Here is a 13,754-nt window from a genome sequence, read left to right on the forward strand (position 1 = left end):
AAAAATAATCCACAGGAGCGTGGACCATGCGTTGGGCGACGTATTTCGCCGTGTTGGCGTCTGTCTTGAGTGTCGGTCTGGCCCTGGGGGTCAGCATGCCGCTGGTGTCGTTGCGTCTGGAGGGTTGGGGCTATGGCTCTTTCGCCATCGGTGTGATGGCGGCGATGCCGGCGATTGGCGTATTGCTGGGCGCGAAGATTTCCAGTCATCTGGCGGCGCGTTTCGGCACAGCCAACCTGATGCGCCTGTGCCTGTGGGCCGGCGCGTTGTCGATCGGCTTGCTGGCGCTGCTGCCGAGTTATCCGATCTGGCTGGTATTACGCCTGATGATCGGGGTGATCCTGACCATCGTGTTCATCCTTGGCGAAAGCTGGATCAACCAACTGGTCGTCGAACACTGGCGCGGGCGGCTGGTCGCGCTGTATGGCAGCAGTTATGCATTGAGCCAGCTGTCTGGTCCATTGCTTCTGGGGGCACTGGGCACTGAGCATGATTACGGGTTCTGGGTCGGTGTCGGGCTGCTGACGGTTTCGCCTTTTCTGTTGATGGGCCGCAGCGGGGCGCCGAGCAGTGAAGCCAGCAGTGTGACCTTCGGCGATCTCTGGGGATTTGCCCGCGAGTTGCCGGCGATTGCCTGGGCGGTGTCGTTGTTCGCCGCGTTCGAGGCGATGATCCTCACGCTGCTGCCGGTGTATTGCCTGCAGCAGGGCTTCACTGCCGAGATTGCGCTGGCGATGGTCAGCACCGTGGTGGTCGGCGACGCGCTGCTGCAACTGCCGATTGGCGCGTTGGCAGACTACCTGTCGCGGCGCACGTTGTTCACCGGATGCGCGGTGATCCTGATGCTGTCGAGCCTGGCGATTCCGCTGTTGATCGATACGCTGCTGATCTGGCCGTTGTGGGTGTTGTTCGGGGCCAGTGCCGGTGGCCTGTTCACCTTGTCACTGATCCTGATCGGCGAGCGTTACCGCGACGATGCGCTGGTGCGAGCCAATGCGCACATTGCGCAGCTGTGGGGTGTGGGCTGTCTGATCGGGCCTTTGCTCGCGGGGGCGGGCAGCCAGTGGATCAGCGGGCATGCGTTGCCATTGTTGATGGCGGCCGGGGCGTTCGGGCTGGTGATTCTGCTGATGCGCCAAGGTGCATTCGGGACGGTGCAAACGGCTTAAGGTCAAAAGATCGCAGCCTGCAGGGAAACCGCATTCCTCCGCTGTAGGAGCTGCCGCAGGCTGCGATCTTTTGCTTTTTAAAGCATCCGTTCCAGGCCCACCGTGGTGCTGAACCACGCATTGAAGCGCCGCCACCAGCTCCCGGGTTCCTGGGTCAGCGTGTGCATCTGTCCGTTGTCCTCGGTCACCCAGACAATCTTCCCATCCTGCAATTTCGCCTGATAACTCAGGGCTGGCGCCATGCCTTGCAGCGCCAGTTCGCGCACATGTCCGGCCAGCTCCGGGCTGTCCACCAGCACCCCGACTTCGGTGTTCCACAACACTGAGCGCGGATCGAAGTTGAACGAGCCGATAAAGGCTTTCTGTCGATCGAAAATCATCGCCTTGCTGTGCAGGCTGGAGTCCGAGCCGCGGAACGACTTGCTGTAAAACAAATGCGGACCGCTGCCATAGTTGTCCCCGGGCTGACGGCGCAGTTCATACAGTTTCACGCCGTGTTCCAGCAACGCCTTGCGGTACGGCGCGTACCCGCCGTGCACCGCTGGCACATCGGTGGCTTCCAGCGAATTGGTCAGCAGGCTCACCGAGACCCCGGCGTCGGCGCGTCCGGTCAGGTACACCAGCCCCGGCTGGCCCGGTACGAAGTACGCCGAAATCATGATGAGTTCTTTGCTGACGCCGCGCAGCTCCGGCGCCAGTTGCGTGGTCAGCAGCAGTTGCGGATCCGGCTCATCCTTGGCCAGCACCTTGCTCGGCGCGTCCCACAGTGCCTGGTTCCAGGCCCAGATCAGTTCCTTGCGCCAGATATCCATGCGCGGCGCGGTCTTGAACGTCATCAACTGTTGATACAGCGCGTGGTTCTGTTTGCGAGTTTCATCCAGCGATTCTTCCAGGCGTGTGCGGGTGTTTTGCAGGTCTTTGATGCTCGGTTTGCTGGAGAGGAATTCGTCGATCGGCTTGCTCAGCGCGCTGTTCCAGTACTGGTCGAAACTGTGCCCGAGCTGTTCGGCCACCGGGCCCACGCTGAGCATGTCGATGTCGGTGAAATTCAGGTTCGGCTCGGCATCGAAGTACTCGTCGCCCAGATTGCGCCCGCCGACGATGGCCACGCTGTTGTCGGCCAGAAACAGTTTGTTGTGCATGCGCCGGTGTTGCAGCGACAGGTTGAACAGGCGTCCGGCAGCGCGGGTCACGCCGGTGCTGCGACCCAAGTGCAGCGGGTTGAACAGGCGAATCTGAATCTGTGGGTGCGCCGCCAGCGTGGCGATGATCGTGTCCAGACCGTCGCTGGTGGTGTCATCGAGCAGGATGCGTACGCGCACGCCGCGGTCGGCAGCCTTGAGCAGTTCTTCCACCAGCATCCGCGTGCTGACACCGTCGTGAACGATGTAGTACTGCAAGTCGAGGCTGGTTTGCGCATTGCGGATCAGTTCGGCGCGCGCGGTGAACGCTTCAGTGCTGTTGGACAGCAAACGGAAGCCGGAACGGCCCTGATAGGGCGCGGCCTGGGCCTGGATCGAGCGGCCGAATGCGGAGCCGGTGGCCGGCAACACCTGGCTGGGTTCGCGCGGTACATCAAGGGTTGCGCAACCACTGGCCAACGAACACAACACGCAGACAGCGAGCAATTTTTTTCCGGGTCGCACGTTGCTTTCTCGGCTGGAGGCTGGGGGGCGGAGTATGGCATGCAGAGGATTTCAAAGACCCTTCAAGGCAGATCCTCGCCACATTGGGTAAACCATTAGTCGTTCGAAAGTAGGAATGAGTTCGCATGTGGCTTTGGACTATTTGCTTTGTCGTTTTTTCTGTTTTGGCTTGGTGCCTATTCCTACATACGGAGCCTACAAAAAACGAAATCATCGCCCCGGCGTTCACGGCCTCGTGAAAGCGATGCACTGAACCACTGCCATTTAAATAGCCGAACAGGTAGGGACTGATGAAAACATCAACATGGATGGCCGCCGTTGCGGCTGCAGTAATACCCACACTGGCGGTTGCCGAAAGCGTGGACCTGAGCGTGATCGGAACCATCATTCCGACGTCGTGCATTCCCGCGTTTGCCGGTGGCGGCACGGTAGATTTACGCAAGATATCGGCAGCCACGCTGAACAAGACCACGCAGACGCTGCTGCCAACTCACGATATATCGCTGCACATCAACTGCGATGCTCCAGCACCGGTGGAAGTGTCGGTCAGAGACAATCGCGCGGCGACCAAACTGCCGGGTATCAGCGATGGCGCCGGTAACAGCGATGCGGCCTTGTTCTATGGCCTGGGTGAAATCAACGGCATCCGTATCGGTGGCTTTGCGCTGCGCCACGGGCGTCCGGAGGCCGACGGCATCCAGCAGACCCTGATCACCCGAAGCCTGGCGGCGCCGACGTGGCAACTGCCTTCCTCGCCGCTGGTAAGCAATGCCCCGGCGCTGTACTCCTGGGGAACGGGCGTGGCCGCTGGCCCGGTCGCGGCGCGCCACCACGGATTTCCGATGAGCCTGCTGCCGATCATTGGTCCGAGTAACGCACTGCCGATCACCAGCGAGATTCCGCTCGATGGCTCGGTCACGTTCGATATGTACTACCTCTGATCGTCAGAACCCGGCCATGGCCGGGTTCTTTCTCGCTCTTTCGGCGCACCCTTTGACGGGGGCGTTGCCATTCCCAGCGGAACAATACCGATGTCGATTTCGATGTGTCGTCCTGTCTTCAGGGCGCTGCCACTGTGCCTGCTCGCCCTGCTTTTGATGCCTGTCGTCCACGCTGCGGGCATGGTGCCGCAAACCCCTGTGCTGGTGGTGGATGAGGGCGTGGGCGAAGCAACCATGAACGTGCGCAATACCGAAACGCGTCCGGCCCTGCTGCATACCACGGTCGTAGACGTCGAACCGCATGATCAGACGCTGTTGCTGTTCAGCCCGTCGGTGGCCCGGGTCGAGGCCGGCGCGGTGCAGCAGGTACGGTTTATTTTGCAGAGCGCCGAACCGTTGCAGACCGAGCGTCTGAAGCGGGTGATCTTTGAGGGGATCAATCCTGTCTCAGGTGTCGACGGCGCCCGGGTCAATCTGGGGGTTCGGCAAAACCTGCCGGTGATCCTGCGCCCCGCCGGCCTGCCAGTCGAGCGCGAGCCATGGAAGCGGCTGAGCTGGTCGGCCACGGCTGAAGGCCTGCTGGTCAGTAATCCCAGTCCTTATGTTGTGCGGCTGGCGAAGGCGATTGTTCCTCTGCCGGGCACGCAGGTGGTGGAGCTGCCGCGTACCTGGATCCTGCCCGGAGAGCGCCTGGCCGTCCGGTTACCGTTGAGCTCGACGGTGCGGGCCATGGCCGTACGGACTTTCCCGGCCACCACCTATGGCTTTGCGGTGGATCACTTCGATGCTCCGGTAACGCATTGATGCGCGCTTCTGCCCGTCGGGGACTGGCGCTGGTGATGGCTCAGGGTGTCGGCGTGGCGCTGGCCGGCGAGGTGGTGGAGTTCGACGCGCAGATGCTTCGCGAACGCGGACTCGATCCGGCATTGGCGGCGTACTTTCGCCAGGCACCGCGTTTCTCCCAGGGCACACGTCTGGTCGCGCTGGAGGTCAATGGACAGCCTCGGGGTCGGGTGTTCGTGACGTTCGATGCCGAGGGCGAGCCGTGCCTGCAACCGGCCTTGCTCAAGGCTGCCGGCGTGCGGGCACAAGCGGCTCCGGCGCCGGTCGACCCGTGTCTGACACTGCGCGAAGGTCTGCCCTCGGCCATCGTCGAGCTGCGTCCCGGCCAGGAGCAGATCGACCTGCTGCTACCGACCGACCTGCTCGCGTTGCCGGAACCTCAACCGCACACCTTCACCAACGGCGGTGTCGGCGGCGTGTTCAATTACGATGCGTTGGTCATGGGCGGCCAGTCAGGGGGGCAGCGCAGCGATTTTCGCAGCCTGGGTTCGGAGATTGGCTTGAACGCTGGCAACTGGGTTTTGCGCAGTCGTCAGTCCTATACGCAATTGCCCGACAGTACGCGCTTCGAGCATCTGTATGCCTATGGCATGCGCACCCTGGAAGACTACGAAACCAGCGTGCAGATCGGTCAGTTGAACCTGCAGTCGCCCTTGTTTGCCGGCGAAGCGTTCAGCGGTGTGCAGATTCTGCCGGAGGATGCGTTCGCGCAATTGCGCGCGGCACAGCAGGGCGCGCGTGGCGAGGTCGAGGGCATTGCCTGGTCGCCCTCGCGAATCGAAGTCCGACAGAACGGTTTGCTGATCTACACCACGCGGGTTCCCGGTGGGCCATTCACTCTGCGCGCGCTGCCATTGTTGAGCACCCAACTCGACCTCGAAGTCAGCGTGCACGAGCAAGAAGGGCAAGTGCGGCGTTTTCGCGTCCCGGCAGCCAGCCTGCAGGATTCACAATTTGATCGCGCCGACGGCTTCAATCTGGCGCTGGGCACGGTGCGACGCCAGGGTGCGGATGATCGTCAGGCGCCATCGTTTGCCACCTTTGGCCGGGAATGGAGTCTGTCGCGAGCGTTGCGCGTGAGCGGCGGGATCCTGGGTGGGGCGGACTACCTGTCGGCAGGCTGGGGGCTGCAGCGTCAATGGCCGGGCAATCTGAGCACCGGTGTGCGCCAGGTGCTGTCCAGTGATCGAGAGACAGGTATTGCAGGGCATCAATTACAAATGACCGTCAGTGCCGTGTTGTCGCCGAATCTGTCCACCAGCGTGGTTGCGGTGCGCCGTGGTCAGGGCTTTCGCACCCTGTCGGACATGGGGTGGAACCAGCAGCGGGGAAGCGCCGAGGCCCCCGGGCGCGATCACTGGACATTTTCGCTCAACGGTACTGTCGAGCGCTGGGGGGCATTCGGCATGACCTGGTCGCGCTACACCAGCGTGGACGAACCGCCACACATTCGCCTGGGTTTGTCCTGGTCGCAGACGTTGCCCGAGCGGATCAGCCTGTCGTTGAGTCTTGAGCGCAGCATCGGCGATGCCGACGCGTGGCGTCGGGGTACCTCGGCTTATCTGACGGTCGGGATGCCATTGGGTGAGCAGCGCAGGGCTCGTAGCTATGTGCGCAGCGATCCGCGATCCGGAGTGCGCAGTGGCGTGTCGATGAGCGAGGTGCTCAGTGAAACCCTGGCTTATAGCGCCAGCGCCGAACAGCGTGAAGCCGCAGCGCCATCGCTGGGATTGCGGGTCAACGCACTGACGCATTACAGCCGTGTGGACCTGGGCCTGAACCAGCGTGACAGCGCAAGTGAGTTCGACGTGGGCCTGCGTGGCGGCATGGCGCTGCATCGCGACGGTGTGACGCTGTCGCCGTATCCGCTGCGCGAGACCTTTGCCGTGCTCAAGGCTGGTGACCGTGCGGGTCTGAAGCTGTACACGCCGCAAGGTCCGGTGTGGACGGACGTTTCGGGCCGGGCAGTAGCGGCGAGTCTGCCGCCCTATGCGACGGCCAGGCTGGAGGTCGACCCACTGAGCCTGCCGCGCAATGTGGAGGTGCTCGACGGTTATCAGGAAGTGGAGGCCGGGCGCGGCTCGGTTCAGCATCTGGATTTCACCGTCACCCGTGTGCGGCGTGTGCTGTTGAAGGCCAGAACGGTTGATCGGCAATGGCTGCCCAGTGGTTTGCTTGTTCAAGACCGGCAAGGCGCATTCGTGACCACGGTGCTTGAGGCCGGGACGATCTTTCTACCGGATATCACGCCCGGGCAGTTGCTGCGGGTGCAACTGTCGGATAGCGCGCACTGCGACCTGCAATTCAATCTGGCTGAAGCGCCGGACGAGCACGCGTTGATCGAGCCCGTCGACGCGCTCTGTCAGCCTTTGAATCTCACATGAGCGAGTTATTGCGCATGCTTCGACGGATTATCCTGATCACGCTGGGAGCGCTGGCAGCAACGTCGGCCATGGCCAGCGACGCCTGTCAGATGACGCTCTCACCGAGCGCTGTGAACTATGGCATTTCGACGCGGCCGGAGCTGCGCGCTCGGCAATCGGGCAATGACGGCAGTTTTGGGGTGCGCACGGTTCACCTACGGATTCAATGCCCGGTCGCGCGTTCGTTCACCTGGTCGTTTTCTGCCCCGAACAGCGATGCGCTGGATTATCGATGGGCAGCGGGACGCTTGCAGCTACGCATGGTGGCGGCGCGTCTGGATGGCGCGCCGGTGCAATGGCAGCGCGAGGTAGGCCGGACGGGCGCGGCGGATCTGCTGCAGCCTGGTGATCGCATCGTGAACCGGCGCGCGGGCAGCATCGCCACCGGGCGCCATCTGGAGGTGGAACTGCAGATCGAAGCCCGCGTCAGCGATACCTCAAGCCGTGTCGCCGACCTTCAGCGCTTCGAGGGGTACGGTACGTTTCAGCTCGAGTGATTCGGACTCGGCCAGCAGCCGGATCGCCGCTGCGCCGACCTTGCGCACCGCTTCTTCGATCTGCGGGGTCGGTTTGGCCGCGTAATTCATCCGCAAACAATTGCGATACTTGCCCGAGGCGGAAAAGATGCTGCCGACGGCAATCTGCACGCCTTGGTCATGCAATGCACGATTGAGTTTCAGCGTATCGAAACCCTCCGGCAATTCGACCCACAGCATGAAGCTGCCTTGCGGACGACTGGCGCGAGTGCCGGCCGGGAAATAGCGGGTCACCCAATCGATCATTACGTCGCGATTGCGCTGGTATTGCGTGCGCATCCGCCGTAAATGCGGCTCGAAGTATCCACCTTTGAGAAATTCGGCAATGGCAATCTGCGGCTGTGGCGCGGTGGAACCGGTGCTGATGTATTTCATGTGCAGCACCCGTTCCAGATACCGTCCCGGCGCGACCCAACCGATGCGCAGCCCCGGCGCCAGGGTCTTGGAAAACGAACTGCACAGCAGCACGCGACCATCCTCGTCGAAGGATTTGATCGTGCGCGGTCGCGGGTAGGTGTAAGCCAGTTCGCCATACACGTCGTCCTCGATGATCGCCACGTCGAAACGCTGCGCCAGCGTCAACAACGCGCGTTTGCGCGACTCCGGCATGATGTAGCCCAGCGGGTTGTTGCAGTTGGGGGTGATCTGGATGACCTTGATCGGCCACTGCTCCAGCGCCAGTTCCAGCGCTTCGAGGCTGATGCCGGTCAGTGGATCGGTGGGGATTTCCAGGGCTTTCATGCCCAGCCCTTTAAGGGTCTGCATGGCGCCGTGGAAGCTCGGCGAATCCACCGCGACGATATCGCCCGGCTCGCAGATCGCGTGGATGCTGGTGGACAGCGCTTCGTGGCAACCGGTGGTGATCACCAGATCGCTGGCGCTCAACTGACAGCCGGAATCGAGCATCAGCCGGGCGATCTGCTCGCGCAGTTCGAGGGTGCCGTGGATGTTGTCGTAATACAGACCGGGCATGTCCTGGCGTCGGCTGATCCGCGCCAGTCCGCGCAACAGCGGTTTCATCGTTGGCGTGGTCACGTCGGGCATGCCGCGACCCAGTTGCACCACGTCCTTGCGCGGTACTGCGCGAATCAGCTCCAGCACTTGATCCCACTGCGAAATCTCCACCGGCCGCTGCGCCGGACGCCCGACGGCGGGCAGCTCCGGCAGCTCGCGACCGACCGGCACAAAGTAGCCGGACTTGGGTTTCGGCGTTGCCAGGCCGCTGTCTTCAAGCATGCGATAGGCCTGCTGCACGGTGCTCAGGCTGACCCCGTGTTCTACGCTCAGGGCGCGCACCGAAGGCAGGCGATCACCGGGACGGTAGAAGCCTTGTTCGATGCGGGTGCCGAGCAGCTCGGCGAGGTTCACATACAGGGTCATGGCACTGCCTCGATGCAGGTGATTCGTTAAACCAGTACAGATGCAGCAAAAATCGGTGATTCAGACGCAGAAACGGCAAATCTGTATGGGATTAATACAGATGTGTTGAATCTGTAATGCTTTTGCCGACGCGCGCATCATGGAATCTCTGGCTACCCAAGTAAACAGGAGCGACAAAAATGAACGGCTTGAGCGATGTGCGGCTGACGTTACACAGTCAGGAACTGGCGGCAGGGCAGGAGGACAGCGCATGGAATAGCGCCATGCGCAACGCGCCGTCCGGCCTGAGTCGCTGGGGCCTGTTCTGGCATCGTCTGCACACGCGCAAGGCGTTGCTGAATCTCACGCCGGAGCAGCTCAAGGATGTCGGGTTGACCCGCGAGCAGGCGCATGAAGAGGGGTTGAAGCCGTTCTGGCGGATCTGAAACCTGTATTTTTCTGGCGGGCCTCATCGCTGGCAAGCCAGCTCCCACAGTAATTTGGTGTTCACAATATTTGTATTCGCCGCAAAAACCCGTGGGAGCTGGCTTGCCAGCGATGGCGGCTTCAAGGACGCAGCAAAAACATCAGACCAACTCTTTGAGCCGATGCCACAACATCCCCAACGCCAGCAACGGCGAACGCAAATGCTTGCCGCCGGGGAAAGTGATGTGCGGCACCTTGGCAAACAGATCAAAGCCACCGCTGTGCTGCCCGCTGATTGCCTCGGCCAGCAGCTTGCCGGCCAGGTGCGTGGCATTTACCCCGTGCCCGGAATAGGCCTGGGCGTAATACACGTTCGGCTGATCTTTGAGTCGGCCAATCTGTGGCAACCGGTTGGCACCGATGCCGATCATCCCGCCCCATTGATAGTCGATCTTCACGCCTGCCAGTTGTGGAAACACGTCGAGCATCTTCGGTTGCATGTAGGCGCCGATGTCCTTCGGATCACGCCCGGAATAATGGCAGGCACCGCCGAACAGCAGACGCCGATCCGCCGAGAGCCGGTAGTAATCCAGCGCCACCCGCTGGTCGCAGACCGCCATGTTTTGCGGCAGCAGGCTGTGCGCCTGGGTTTCGCTCAACGGCTCGGTGGCGATGATGTAGCTGCCGGCCGGGAGCACTTTGCCGCTGAGTTGCGGATTGAGGTCGTTGAGGTAAGCGTTGCAGCCCAGCACCAGGGTTTTCGCCCGCACTGAACCTTGAGCGGTGTGGACGCGAACCTCGGTGCCGTAATCGATCCGCGTCACCGCCGATTGCTCGAACAGCTTCACACCCAATTGCTGTGCGGCAGCGGCTTCGCCCAGCGCCAGGTTCAGCGGGTGCAAATGCCCGGAACCCATGTCGATCAAGCCCCCGACGTAACGTTTGGAGCCGACCACGGTGTGCATTTTATCGGCTTGCAACAGGCGGGTTTCGTAGCGATAGCCGAGGCTGCGCAGCTCTTCGGCGTCTTCGGCGAAGCCTTCGAGGTCGGCCGGCTTGTTGGCGAGGTCGCAGTAGCCCCAGGTCAGATCGCACGGGATCTGAAAGCGCTCGACGCGCTGACGGACGATTTCCACCGCTTCCAGGCCCATCAGTTTCATCTGGCGTACGCCGTCAGCACCGATGACATTGGCGAACTGGTCGAGGCCGTGGCCGACCCCGCGAATCAACTGTCCGCCGTTGCGGCCACTGGCGCCCCAGCCGATCCGGTGCGCCTCCAGCAACACCACGCTGAGGCCGCGTTCGGCCAGTTCCAGCGCGGTATTCAACCCGGAAAACCCGCCGCCGACCACGCACACGTCGGCCATCACTTCACCTTGCAGCTGCGGATGATCGGGCTGCGGCAGGCTGCTGGCGGCGTAGTAAGAGGCAACGTGGGGTTGGCTCGCGAAGGTTCGGGCGCGGGCGTTCATGGGCGTCATCCAACGGCTGAGTGTCGAGAAAATTTGACGGAGCATAAGCCGCACGCCCGAGCACGGGCAACACTGGTCGGTCGTTGCTGTCTGGATCACGGCTTTTGCGGCACAATTGCCGCCTATTTCATGTGGGTTACCGTTTCGATGAGTTGCAATCGCCAGACCCTTCGCGATCTGCGTCAGCAGATACCCACGTTCGACTGCGTGCCCGGCTGCCATGACTGCTGTGGACCGGTGACCACTTCCCCGGAAGAAATGTCACGTCTGCCGCGCAAGACCCACGCCGAACAGGATGCGGCGATGGAAGAGCTGAACTGTGTGCACCTGGGCCCCAATGGTTGCACGGTGTATGGCGAGCGGCCACTGATCTGCCGGTTGTTTGGCACCACCAAAACCCTGCCTTGCCCGAACGGGCGGGGGCCGGTGGAGTTGATTCATCCGCGCGTGGAAAAGCAGATCTTCGAATACATGGCTTCGAATCGGCAGGTGCTGGTCTGAAAAGATCGCAGCCTTCGGCAGCTCCTACATGGAAATGCGTTCTCCTGTAGGAGCTGCCGAAGGCTGCGATCTTTTGATCTTCCAAATCTCAGTCTGGAATCGGCAGGCTCAGGCTCTCCTTCACCTCCTCCATCACGATATAACTCTTCGACTCACGCACATGCGGCAGCTTCAACAGAATGTCGCCCAACAGCTTGCGGTACGAAGCCATCTCGGAAATCCGCGCCTTCACCAGATAGTCGAAATCCCCTGACACCAGGTGGCATTCCAGCACGTGCGGCAGTTTCAGCACCGCGCGGCGAAACTCCTCGAACGTGTCGCCGGATTTGTAGTCGAGGCTGATCTCGACGAACACCAGCAGGCTACCCTTCAAGTGCTGCGGATTCAGGCGGGCGTTGTAGCCCATGATGATCCCCTCACGCTCCAGCCGTCGCACCCGCTCAGTGCACGGCGTGGTGGACAAACCAACCTTCTCCCCGAGTTCGGTAAACGATATGCGCCCGTCTGCCTGCAGGATCCGCAAGATGTTGCGGTCGATCTTGTCCAGCTCACGTTTGGTCTGAGTGTTGGTACGCATAGGGGATGCGCCTCCGTGAAAAGGGTTTTTGCCGAGAATTGTCGCCAAATATAGGCGCTTATATAGTGAAATGCACTGGCCATTCTTTTTTACACTGCGCGCATCATTGCTCTAACAACAGACGTACGCGGCCCCGCCGCGATGAGGGATACAAAAATGCGCGTAATGGTCTTGGGTAGCGGCGTCATCGGTACCGCCAGTGCTTACTATCTGGCCCGTGCCGGGTTTGAAGTGGTGGTGGTCGACCGGCAGCCAGCCGTGGCCATGGAGACCAGTTTCGCCAACGCCGGCCAGGTGTCGCCGGGTTACGCTTCGCCGTGGGCCGCGCCGGGCGTGCCGCTCAAGGCCATCAAATGGCTGCTGCAGCGCCACGCGCCGCTGGCGATCAAGGCCACTGCCGACATCGACCAGTACCTGTGGATGGCGCAGATGCTGCGCAACTGCACCGCCAGCCGTTACGCGGTGAACAAGGAGCGCATGGTGCGTCTGTCCGAGTACAGCCGCGACTGCCTCGACGAACTGCGTGCCGAAACCGGCATCGCCTACGAAGGCCGTAGCTTGGGCACCACGCAATTGTTCCGCACCCAGGCGCAGCTGGATGGCGCCGCCAAAGACATCGCCGTGCTGAAAGAATCCGGCGTGCCGTTTGAAGTCCTCGATCGCGCCGGCATTGCCCGCGTCGAGCCGGCGCTGGCCAATGTCACCGATATCCTCGCCGGCGCCCTGCGTCTGCCGAACGACCAGACCGGCGACTGCCAGATGTTCACCACGCGCCTGGCGGAAATGGCCGTGAAACTCGGTGTGGAATTCCGCTTCGGTCAGGACATCCAGCGCCTCGACTACGCTGGCGACCGCATCAACGGCGTGTGGATCGACGGCAAGCTGGAAACCGCCGACCGCTACGTGCTGGCCCTCGGCAGCTACTCGCCGCAACTGCTCAAGCCGCTGGGCATCAAGGCCCCGGTGTATCCGCTCAAGGGCTACTCGCTGACCGTGCCGATCACCAACCCGGACATGGCGCCGACTTCGACCATTCTCGACGAGACCTACAAGGTCGCGATCACCCGTTTCGACAACCGCATCCGCGTCGGCGGCATGGCGGAAATCGCCGGTTTTGACCTGTCGCTCAACCCGCGTCGGCGCGAAACCCTGGAGATGATCGTCAACGACCTTTATCCTCAGGGCGGCAATCTGACCGAGGCGAGCTTCTGGACCGGTTTGCGTCCGACCACGCCGGACGGCACGCCAATCGTGGGCGCCACGCCGTTCAAGAACCTGTTCCTAAACACCGGTCACGGCACGCTGGGTTGGACCATGGCGTGCGGTTCCGGTCGTTTGCTGGCCGATCTGATGGCGAAGAAAAAGCCGCAGATCAGCGCCGAAGGCCTCGATATTTCCCGTTACGGCAACAAGCCTCAGGAGTCCGCAAAACATGGCAATCCAGCGCCAGCTCACCAATGAGCGCATGAGTCAGATCGTCACCCACAACGGCACCGTGTATCTGGCCGGTCAGGTCGGTGATGACTTCAACGCCGGGGTCGAACAGCAGACCCGCGACGTGCTCGCCAACATCGAGCGTTTGCTGGATCTGGCAGGGACTGACAAGCAGCACCTGCTGTCGGCGACGATCTACCTGAACGACATCGAGGCGCACTTTGCCGGGATGAACTCGGTGTGGGATCAGTGGCTGCCCAAAGGCGCCGCGCCGGCCCGCGCCACCGTCGAAGCGAAGATGGCCAAGCCGAGCATCCTCGTCGAGATTTCCATCGTCGCCGCGTTGCCGTAACCGTTTCAAAGATCCCTCTCCCGGCGCTGTTGGCGGTTCACGCCGTCAGCCAGCGCCGGTTTTTATTCCCATGAC

Annotated in this window: 13 protein-coding genes; 9 read left to right on the forward strand and 4 right to left on the reverse strand. The window is 61.9% G+C overall.

Features of this window, described 5'->3' with window-relative positions; translation table 11 throughout:
• The first annotated feature begins 26 nt into the window (after positions 1–26).
• Entirely contained in the window at positions 27–1,169 is a 1,143-nt protein-coding gene (locus AB1J88_RS21570; protein ID WP_222017628.1) for an MFS transporter, read from the forward strand.
• A 77-nt stretch (positions 1,170–1,246) separates the two neighbouring features.
• Here AB1J88_RS21570 and AB1J88_RS21575 read toward each other — a convergent pair whose 3' ends face one another.
• Positions 1,247–2,797: a phospholipase D family protein gene (locus AB1J88_RS21575; RefSeq protein ID WP_430291935.1), complete on the reverse strand. Its 1,551-nt coding sequence runs from the start codon at positions 2,795–2,797 to the stop codon at positions 1,247–1,249.
• Positions 2,798–3,105: 308 nt separating this feature from the next.
• On the opposite strand from AB1J88_RS21575, the gene AB1J88_RS21580 reads away from it, so the two are divergent.
• The 4 genes from AB1J88_RS21580 (at position 3,106) to AB1J88_RS21595 (ending at position 7,519) form a co-directional block, all read left to right on the forward strand.
• Positions 3,106–3,756 carry a DUF1120 domain-containing protein gene (locus tag AB1J88_RS21580; RefSeq protein ID WP_041071953.1) on the forward strand — a complete coding sequence of 217 codons (651 nt, stop codon included), beginning with the start codon at positions 3,106–3,108 and terminating at the stop codon, positions 3,754–3,756.
• Between the two features lie 102 nt (positions 3,757–3,858).
• Positions 3,859–4,560, forward strand: coding sequence for a fimbria/pilus chaperone family protein (locus AB1J88_RS21585; RefSeq protein ID WP_430291936.1), 702 nt, complete (start codon positions 3,859–3,861; stop codon positions 4,558–4,560).
• On the forward strand, positions 4,560–6,983 hold the full coding sequence (locus AB1J88_RS21590) for a fimbria/pilus outer membrane usher protein (RefSeq protein WP_430291937.1): 2,424 nt from the start codon (positions 4,560–4,562) through the stop codon (positions 6,981–6,983). The genes AB1J88_RS21585 and AB1J88_RS21590 overlap by 1 nt, the downstream gene beginning before the upstream one ends.
• Positions 6,980–7,519: a hypothetical protein gene (locus tag AB1J88_RS21595; RefSeq protein ID WP_430291938.1), complete on the forward strand. Its 540-nt coding sequence runs from the start codon at positions 6,980–6,982 to the stop codon at positions 7,517–7,519. The genes AB1J88_RS21590 and AB1J88_RS21595 overlap by 4 nt, the downstream gene beginning before the upstream one ends.
• Here AB1J88_RS21595 and AB1J88_RS21600 read toward each other — a convergent pair.
• Positions 7,460–8,938 carry a PLP-dependent aminotransferase family protein gene (locus AB1J88_RS21600; RefSeq protein WP_430291939.1) on the reverse strand — a complete coding sequence of 493 codons (1,479 nt, stop codon included), beginning with the start codon at positions 8,936–8,938 and terminating at the stop codon, positions 7,460–7,462. The two genes, AB1J88_RS21595 and AB1J88_RS21600, sit on opposite strands and share 60 nt — an antisense overlap.
• 179 nt (positions 8,939–9,117) lie before the next feature.
• Between AB1J88_RS21600 and AB1J88_RS21605 the strand changes: the two genes are divergently transcribed.
• A complete protein-coding gene (locus tag AB1J88_RS21605; RefSeq protein ID WP_222017639.1) occupies positions 9,118–9,363 on the forward strand; it encodes a DUF1127 domain-containing protein in 246 nt (81 codons plus the stop codon).
• 141 nt (positions 9,364–9,504) lie between these two features.
• Here the strand turns inward: AB1J88_RS21605 and AB1J88_RS21610 are convergent, their stop codons facing one another.
• Positions 9,505–10,815, reverse strand: a complete 1,311-nt coding sequence (locus AB1J88_RS21610; RefSeq protein ID WP_430291940.1) for an NAD(P)/FAD-dependent oxidoreductase — start codon at positions 10,813–10,815, stop codon at positions 9,505–9,507.
• A gap of 147 nt (positions 10,816–10,962) precedes the next feature.
• Here AB1J88_RS21610 and AB1J88_RS21615 point away from each other — a divergent pair, with 147 nt between their 5' ends.
• Positions 10,963–11,316 (forward strand): YkgJ family cysteine cluster protein, encoded by a 354-nt coding sequence (locus AB1J88_RS21615; RefSeq protein WP_430291941.1) that lies wholly within the window; start codon positions 10,963–10,965, stop codon positions 11,314–11,316.
• An 88-nt stretch (positions 11,317–11,404) separates the two neighbouring features.
• Here the strand turns inward: AB1J88_RS21615 and AB1J88_RS21620 are convergent, their stop codons facing one another.
• Positions 11,405–11,893: an Lrp/AsnC ligand binding domain-containing protein gene (locus tag AB1J88_RS21620; protein WP_003177284.1), complete on the reverse strand. Its 489-nt coding sequence runs from the start codon at positions 11,891–11,893 to the stop codon at positions 11,405–11,407.
• A gap of 156 nt (positions 11,894–12,049) precedes the next feature.
• Here AB1J88_RS21620 and dadA point away from each other — a divergent pair, with 156 nt between their 5' ends.
• A complete protein-coding gene (gene dadA, locus AB1J88_RS21625; protein WP_041071961.1) occupies positions 12,050–13,354 on the forward strand; it encodes a D-amino acid dehydrogenase in 1,305 nt (434 codons plus the stop codon).
• Positions 13,326–13,679, forward strand: coding sequence for a RidA family protein (locus tag AB1J88_RS21630; protein WP_041071962.1), 354 nt, complete (start codon positions 13,326–13,328; stop codon positions 13,677–13,679). Before dadA ends, AB1J88_RS21630 begins: the two co-directional genes overlap by 29 nt.
• The last annotated feature ends 75 nt before the right edge of the window (positions 13,680–13,754 follow it).

The organism is Pseudomonas sp. S8, from assembly GCF_050473925.1.
GTDB lineage: Bacteria > Pseudomonadota > Gammaproteobacteria > Pseudomonadales > Pseudomonadaceae > Aquipseudomonas > Aquipseudomonas parakoreensis.

Excerpts from the sequence above, each read along its gene's own strand:
- dadA (WP_041071961.1), top strand. The coding sequence starts at position 12,050 with ATGCGCGTAATGGTCTTGGGTAGCGGCGTCATCGGTACCGCCAGTGCT.
- AB1J88_RS21605 (WP_222017639.1), top strand. The coding sequence starts at position 9,118 with ATGAACGGCTTGAGCGATGTGCGGCTGACGTTACACAGTCAGGAACTG.
- AB1J88_RS21570 (WP_222017628.1), top strand. The coding sequence starts at position 27 with ATGCGTTGGGCGACGTATTTCGCCGTGTTGGCGTCTGTCTTGAGTGTC.
- AB1J88_RS21615 (WP_430291941.1), top strand. The coding sequence starts at position 10,963 with ATGAGTTGCAATCGCCAGACCCTTCGCGATCTGCGTCAGCAGATACCC.
- AB1J88_RS21610 (WP_430291940.1), bottom strand. The coding sequence starts at position 10,815 with ATGAACGCCCGCGCCCGAACCTTCGCGAGCCAACCCCACGTTGCCTCT.
- AB1J88_RS21600 (WP_430291939.1), bottom strand. The coding sequence starts at position 8,938 with ATGACCCTGTATGTGAACCTCGCCGAGCTGCTCGGCACCCGCATCGAA.
- AB1J88_RS21620 (WP_003177284.1), bottom strand. The coding sequence starts at position 11,893 with ATGCGTACCAACACTCAGACCAAACGTGAGCTGGACAAGATCGACCGC.
- AB1J88_RS21585 (WP_430291936.1), top strand. The coding sequence starts at position 3,859 with ATGTGTCGTCCTGTCTTCAGGGCGCTGCCACTGTGCCTGCTCGCCCTG.
- AB1J88_RS21590 (WP_430291937.1), top strand. The coding sequence starts at position 4,560 with ATGCGCGCTTCTGCCCGTCGGGGACTGGCGCTGGTGATGGCTCAGGGT.
- AB1J88_RS21595 (WP_430291938.1), top strand. The coding sequence starts at position 6,980 with ATGAGCGAGTTATTGCGCATGCTTCGACGGATTATCCTGATCACGCTG.
- AB1J88_RS21630 (WP_041071962.1), top strand. The coding sequence starts at position 13,326 with ATGGCAATCCAGCGCCAGCTCACCAATGAGCGCATGAGTCAGATCGTC.
- AB1J88_RS21580 (WP_041071953.1), top strand. The coding sequence starts at position 3,106 with ATGAAAACATCAACATGGATGGCCGCCGTTGCGGCTGCAGTAATACCC.